General features: G+C 44.9%; 5 protein-coding genes and 1 pseudogene. 3 read left to right on the top strand and 3 right to left on the bottom strand.

Going from position 1 to position 4535, the window contains the following annotated elements:
• Positions 1 to 50: 50 nt before the first annotated feature.
• A complete protein-coding gene (locus tag EWV84_RS20355) occupies positions 51 to 335 on the bottom strand; it encodes a hypothetical protein (protein ID WP_287079692.1) in 285 nt (94 codons plus the stop codon).
• A 139-nt stretch (positions 336 to 474) separates the two neighbouring features.
• On the opposite strand from EWV84_RS20355, the gene EWV84_RS20360 reads away from it, so the two are divergent.
• Together EWV84_RS20360 and EWV84_RS20365 are read left to right on the top strand one after the other, a co-directional pair.
• Entirely contained in the window at positions 475 to 1281 is an 807-nt protein-coding gene (locus tag EWV84_RS20360; RefSeq protein WP_287079693.1) for a TlyA family RNA methyltransferase, read from the top strand.
• 399 nt (positions 1282 to 1680) lie between these two features.
• On the top strand, positions 1681 to 2061 hold the full coding sequence (locus EWV84_RS20365; RefSeq protein WP_287079695.1) for a cyclic nucleotide-binding domain-containing protein: 381 nt from the start codon (positions 1681 to 1683) through the stop codon (positions 2059 to 2061).
• Between the two features lie 30 nt (positions 2062 to 2091).
• Here the strand turns inward: EWV84_RS20365 and fmt are convergent, their stop codons facing one another.
• Positions 2092 to 3069, bottom strand: coding sequence for a methionyl-tRNA formyltransferase (gene fmt / locus EWV84_RS20370; protein WP_287079698.1), 978 nt, complete (start codon positions 3067 to 3069; stop codon positions 2092 to 2094).
• A gap of 96 nt (positions 3070 to 3165) precedes the next feature.
• A complete protein-coding gene (pgeF, locus tag EWV84_RS20375; RefSeq protein ID WP_287079700.1) occupies positions 3166 to 3960 on the bottom strand; it encodes a peptidoglycan editing factor PgeF in 795 nt (264 codons plus the stop codon).
• A 161-nt stretch (positions 3961 to 4121) separates the two neighbouring features.
• Between pgeF and EWV84_RS20380 the strand changes: the two are divergent.
• Positions 4122 to 4503, top strand: a pseudogene (locus EWV84_RS20380) (DUF4351 domain-containing protein); the annotation flags it as partial.
• Positions 4504 to 4535 lie beyond the last annotated feature (32 nt).

The raw sequence follows: 4535 nt of genomic DNA on the forward strand, positions 1-4535 counted from the left end.
CTGAACGAAACCCCCTACTATCTGTTGTCAAGGTTCAGTTTTTAGCTTGGTTATCGCTTTTTCCATTGTAGCTTAAAGCCGTCGTAAAACGACGGGGTTTTAACCCAAATTTTCGATAACCCCAAACGCTCCTTTTGGCGGGCTTTATAGGAGGCTAACAGCCAGATAGAGCCAGAAATCAAAGAAGGAGCAAGGACGAAAAAAGTGGCCATGGTCACGGGATGTTCCCGGGCCCACACCCAATAGATCATCACGGCAAAAATCAAGCCACAGTAAGCTAGTCCTAGAAAGGGGATGCCAATGACCAAAACGGCGAATTGAGTATCTTTATCCATAAAATATCGGGATGGCAGCGAAAATGTAGCTGATGGGTTTCGCTTACCCCTCTCCTTACTTATAATCTTCCTTCTGGGATTGCTTGCGGAAAAATAAGGTATTTTTTAGAATTAGGCGCTGATTATTGGGAGGCCTTCCTTGCCGAAACAAAGATTAGATTTATTATTAGTAGCCAAAAATCTCTGTGATTCCCGTCAACAGGCACAGCGATTAATTCGCGCTGGAGAAGTGAAAGTCAATCACCAAATCATCGATAAACCGGCCACAGAAATCGACCGGTCAGCGGTGATCGAGGTTAAGCAGAAACTGCCCTATTTGTCAAGGGGGGGCGAAAAATTAGCTAAGGCCTTAGAATTGTTTGCCATCGATGTCTGCGATCGCATTTGTTTAGATGGAGGCATTTCCACGGGGGGATTTACCGATTGTCTCTTGCAAAAAGGAGCAAAACGGGTTTATGGGGTTGATGTGGGTTATGGACAAGTGGCCTGGAGTTTACGGCAGGATGAACGGGTTATTTTACTAGAAAGAACTAATTTTCGCTATTTAACCCCGGAAAAGTTATACGGACAGGAAAAACCCGCCGATTTAGCAGTTATGGATCTGTCCTTTATTTCTTTGACCAAAGTTTTACCGACCCTGTGGACGCTATTAAATCCACCGCGAGAAGCGATTTTATTGGTCAAACCCCAATTCGAGGTGGGACGGGAAAAAGTCGGCAAAAAAGGGGTAGTTCGCGACCACCAAGACCAAGCGGGGGCGATTTTTCAGGTTTTACAGGCCGCCGAAGTCTTAGGATGGTTCTATCGGGGTTTAACTTGGTCTCCCATTACCGGACCTGCGGGTAACGTCGAGTATCTTCTCTGGTTATCCACCGATATCGGCCAAGTTAGTCCCAGTTTATCAGCGATCGCAGAAATCACCCAAGAAGCGATCGAACAGTTTTAAACTAGGTATTTTCTCAAGGAAGTGGGAAGTGGGGGAGATTTTCAGAAAACCCTTGACAAATGGCGAGACTTGCTTTATACTTTATGTATAATCGGAATCCGTGCGCCCATATATATAGGGTTTTTCAGCGAAGATAAAAGAGAAAAAAATAGACTGAAAAATCGGATTGGGTAGGAAGAGGATAAAGGTATGAAGACAGAAATTTTCCCTCCCCGACAAGCATTAAACAAAGCATTTCTGAGAGTCAAACCGAATCTTTGTCAGGTAGAGAAGTTTCAAACCCACCCCCAGACAACTCTTGGGGAGATGGGAGATGTGTTCTTACACACAAAAACGATGATCGGGGAGTTCAATATATCGGAAAATGGGAGAGATAACCCGAAAAATTATTGTTAAATCATGTTAAGTCCCGTAGAAACGATTAAAATTCTCGAAAATCATCCCGATCGCACTTTTCAAGCTGGTGAAGTTATTTTTGCCGATGGCACGGAGGGCGAGTTAATGTACGGTATTCTTAGCGGAGAAGTGGAGATGTATGTCAAGGGACAATTGATAGAAACTCTAGAAAAAGGGGATGTATTCGGAGCAGGATCGCTCCTGCATGGGGATAAACTGCGAGAATCCACAGCTATTGCCAAAACTGATTGTAAATTAGCCTGTCTCAATCAACCGCAGTTTTTATTTGCCGTGCAGGAAACCCCCATGTTTGCGATCGAAGTGTTAAGAAGTTATTCCGATCGCTTTCGCAAGTTGAAAAAAATCTTCACCAGTGAAGCATAGAGGAGCAAAGGAAAGCCATCCCCACCAAAACTATTGACCGAAAATCTCACCGATAGTTAAACGGGAACCATTGACCAAATCCCCACCAGAACGCGGTGATTTTCCCGATAATTGCACTTCTTTTAATAATAATAAACCCTCACCCGTCTGCACTACCGGCCCGAAATTTTTCCAGAGAGCCACGATCGATCCCACTTCTCCGCTTAGATGAGAAAGGTCTTTTGTCTGTAATTCTCGAGGCAGTTGACTAGGATCGTCTAGGGGAATAGTCGCCATCACTTTTAGAGGTTGTCCCCGGAAAGTGGTTAGCGCATTAGGATAAAAACCCCGGACTCGATCGTGAATTCTCCGGCCCGAATCTTGCCAGTGGATTAGATAGTCAGATTTTTGAATTAAAGGGGCATAGGTGGCATCGTCGTTATTTTGAGGAATTGGGGTAATTTCTGCTCGATCGAGCTTAGAGAGGGTTTCTAGGAGCAAATCCGCCCCTATTTGTCCTAGGGTTGCTCCCACCTGTTCGGCATGGTCAAAAAGAGCGATCGGGGTGTAGGCTTTCAGTAGCATCGGTCCGGTATCCATGCCCGCATCCATTAACATGGTGGTAATGCCGGTTTCTTTTTCTCCCCTAGCGATGCACCACTGCACGGGGGCTGCTCCCCGATATTTCGGTAAAATTGAGCCATGAACGTTAATACAGCCTAATCTCGGCATCTCTAGAATTTCTGGGGAGAGAATTTGTCCGTAGGCAACCACCACAAAGGCATCCACCCGCGATTGTCTGAGAAAATCTAAGGTTCGAGCGTTTTTTTTGACACTTTTGGGCTGCCAAACCGGTATTTGCCGTTCTATGGCTATTTGTTTCACCGGTGAGGGGATTAATTGATTACCCCTTCCCCGGCGCTTGTCCGGTTGGGTAACGACGGCAATTACTTCTATATCGGGATTGGCTAATAATTTTTTTAGGCTGGGAACAGCAAAAGTCGGGGTTCCGAAAAAAACAATACGCATGGGAGAGGGGGGGGATTTTTCAGTTATCAGTGAGCAGTAATCAGTAATCAGTGAAAAGAAAGGGCGAATTCTTGAGTGAGAAGGTCCACTGAGTTATTAACGGCTAACTATGCCAGACCATTGAATTTTTTTGGCTTTTTCCCGACGATAGGAGAAAAAATGATCCTCTTGTTGATAGGTACAAAAAGGAGCGATCGCAATTTGTTCATCCCTAATTCCTAACTGTTGTAGTTGATGATAAATCACCCGTCGCACGTCTAAGCGCACTTTTCCTTTTTCCTCGTCAGCAAATAAGGGGGAGGGGGACAGGTTAAATAAATTCGCCAGAATTTGGTCGGGATTGGTTTCTTGGGGGAATAAACTTAAACCCACTTCTGCGGCAACTTCTGTCTCTACTTGATACACTTCCCCGGCAATTGCCGGCCCCAGGGCCAGCACTAAGTTATCTAAACAACTACCGGAGTTTAATAACTGCTTTACTGCTTTGGGAACTATCCTTTTGGCCGTCCCTCTCCATCCAGAATGAATCGCCACCCCAACACCAGTAGAGCGATCGCCTATTAGTACGGGCGTACAATCAGCACTGGCCACCCAAATCCCTTGACCGGAAGCATCGGTGATAATTCCATCCGCTTCGACAATTTCCGGGTTAGTAATCCCTTGGGGATTTAATAGGCGATCGCCATGTACCTGTTTAACCCGATAAACCGGTATATTTGTACCCAGAGCAGCCGTAAAAGCTTCCGGGGTTTGGGGGTAATAATGACGGGTAAAAAAGCCGTGGGACCAGTCCTCTAGGAGACTACAGGTAAGATAGGGCAATCCTTGCCATATTTGCCATTGCCACAGAGAAGTCTCGGTTAATCGGACATCGATCGCTACATTAGTCACAGTATAAGCCTCTCTTGCTGCATTAATGCCTCGTTCTTTCCTATCCTAGTTCTGAGCCTGGCAAACGGCAACTGGAAGATTATTTATATCTCCGGCAAAAATCAAAAATTGTTGTTAGGGTTAGGAGTCAGTAGCCAGTAGTCTCCGATTAGAAAAATAGTAAAGGAGGAACAAGAGAGAGAGCTATCGATGAATTAGAGAGATTATCACCGAATGCTCCTCTAAAATCGGCTTCTTTAAACTTATTGTCTAATTTGAGTAAAAATCTAGAAGCGTTATCAAAAAAAAACACAGGAGGATAGGGAGTTTATTATGCGTTTAGCTCCACTTTACCAACAGGATAGAGAACAAGCGGTTCAGCAAGGTGAACAAAGAGGAGAAGCAAAGTTAGTCCTCCGTCAACTTCAACGACGTTTCGGTGAAATACCCCAGAATCTAGAAGAAATCATCCGCAGCCTTCCTGTGGAGCGATTAGAAGACTTAGGACTCGCTTTATTAGACTTTGACACTTTGACGGATTTAGATAACTGGTTGCATCCGTGACTCGCTTTATTTGGGATAAATTTAGCAAAGAC

This window comes from Microcystis sp. M_QC_C_20170808_M3Col (assembly GCF_007095505.1).
Taxonomy (GTDB): Bacteria; Cyanobacteriota; Cyanobacteriia; order Cyanobacteriales; family Microcystaceae; genus Microcystis.

Excerpts from the sequence above, each read along its gene's own strand:
- fmt (WP_287079698.1), bottom strand. The coding sequence starts at position 3,069 with ATGCGTATTGTTTTTTTCGGAACCCCGACTTTTGCTGTTCCCAGCCTA.
- EWV84_RS20365 (WP_287079695.1), top strand. The coding sequence starts at position 1,681 with ATGTTAAGTCCCGTAGAAACGATTAAAATTCTCGAAAATCATCCCGAT.
- EWV84_RS20355 (WP_287079692.1), bottom strand. The coding sequence starts at position 335 with ATGGATAAAGATACTCAATTCGCCGTTTTGGTCATTGGCATCCCCTTT.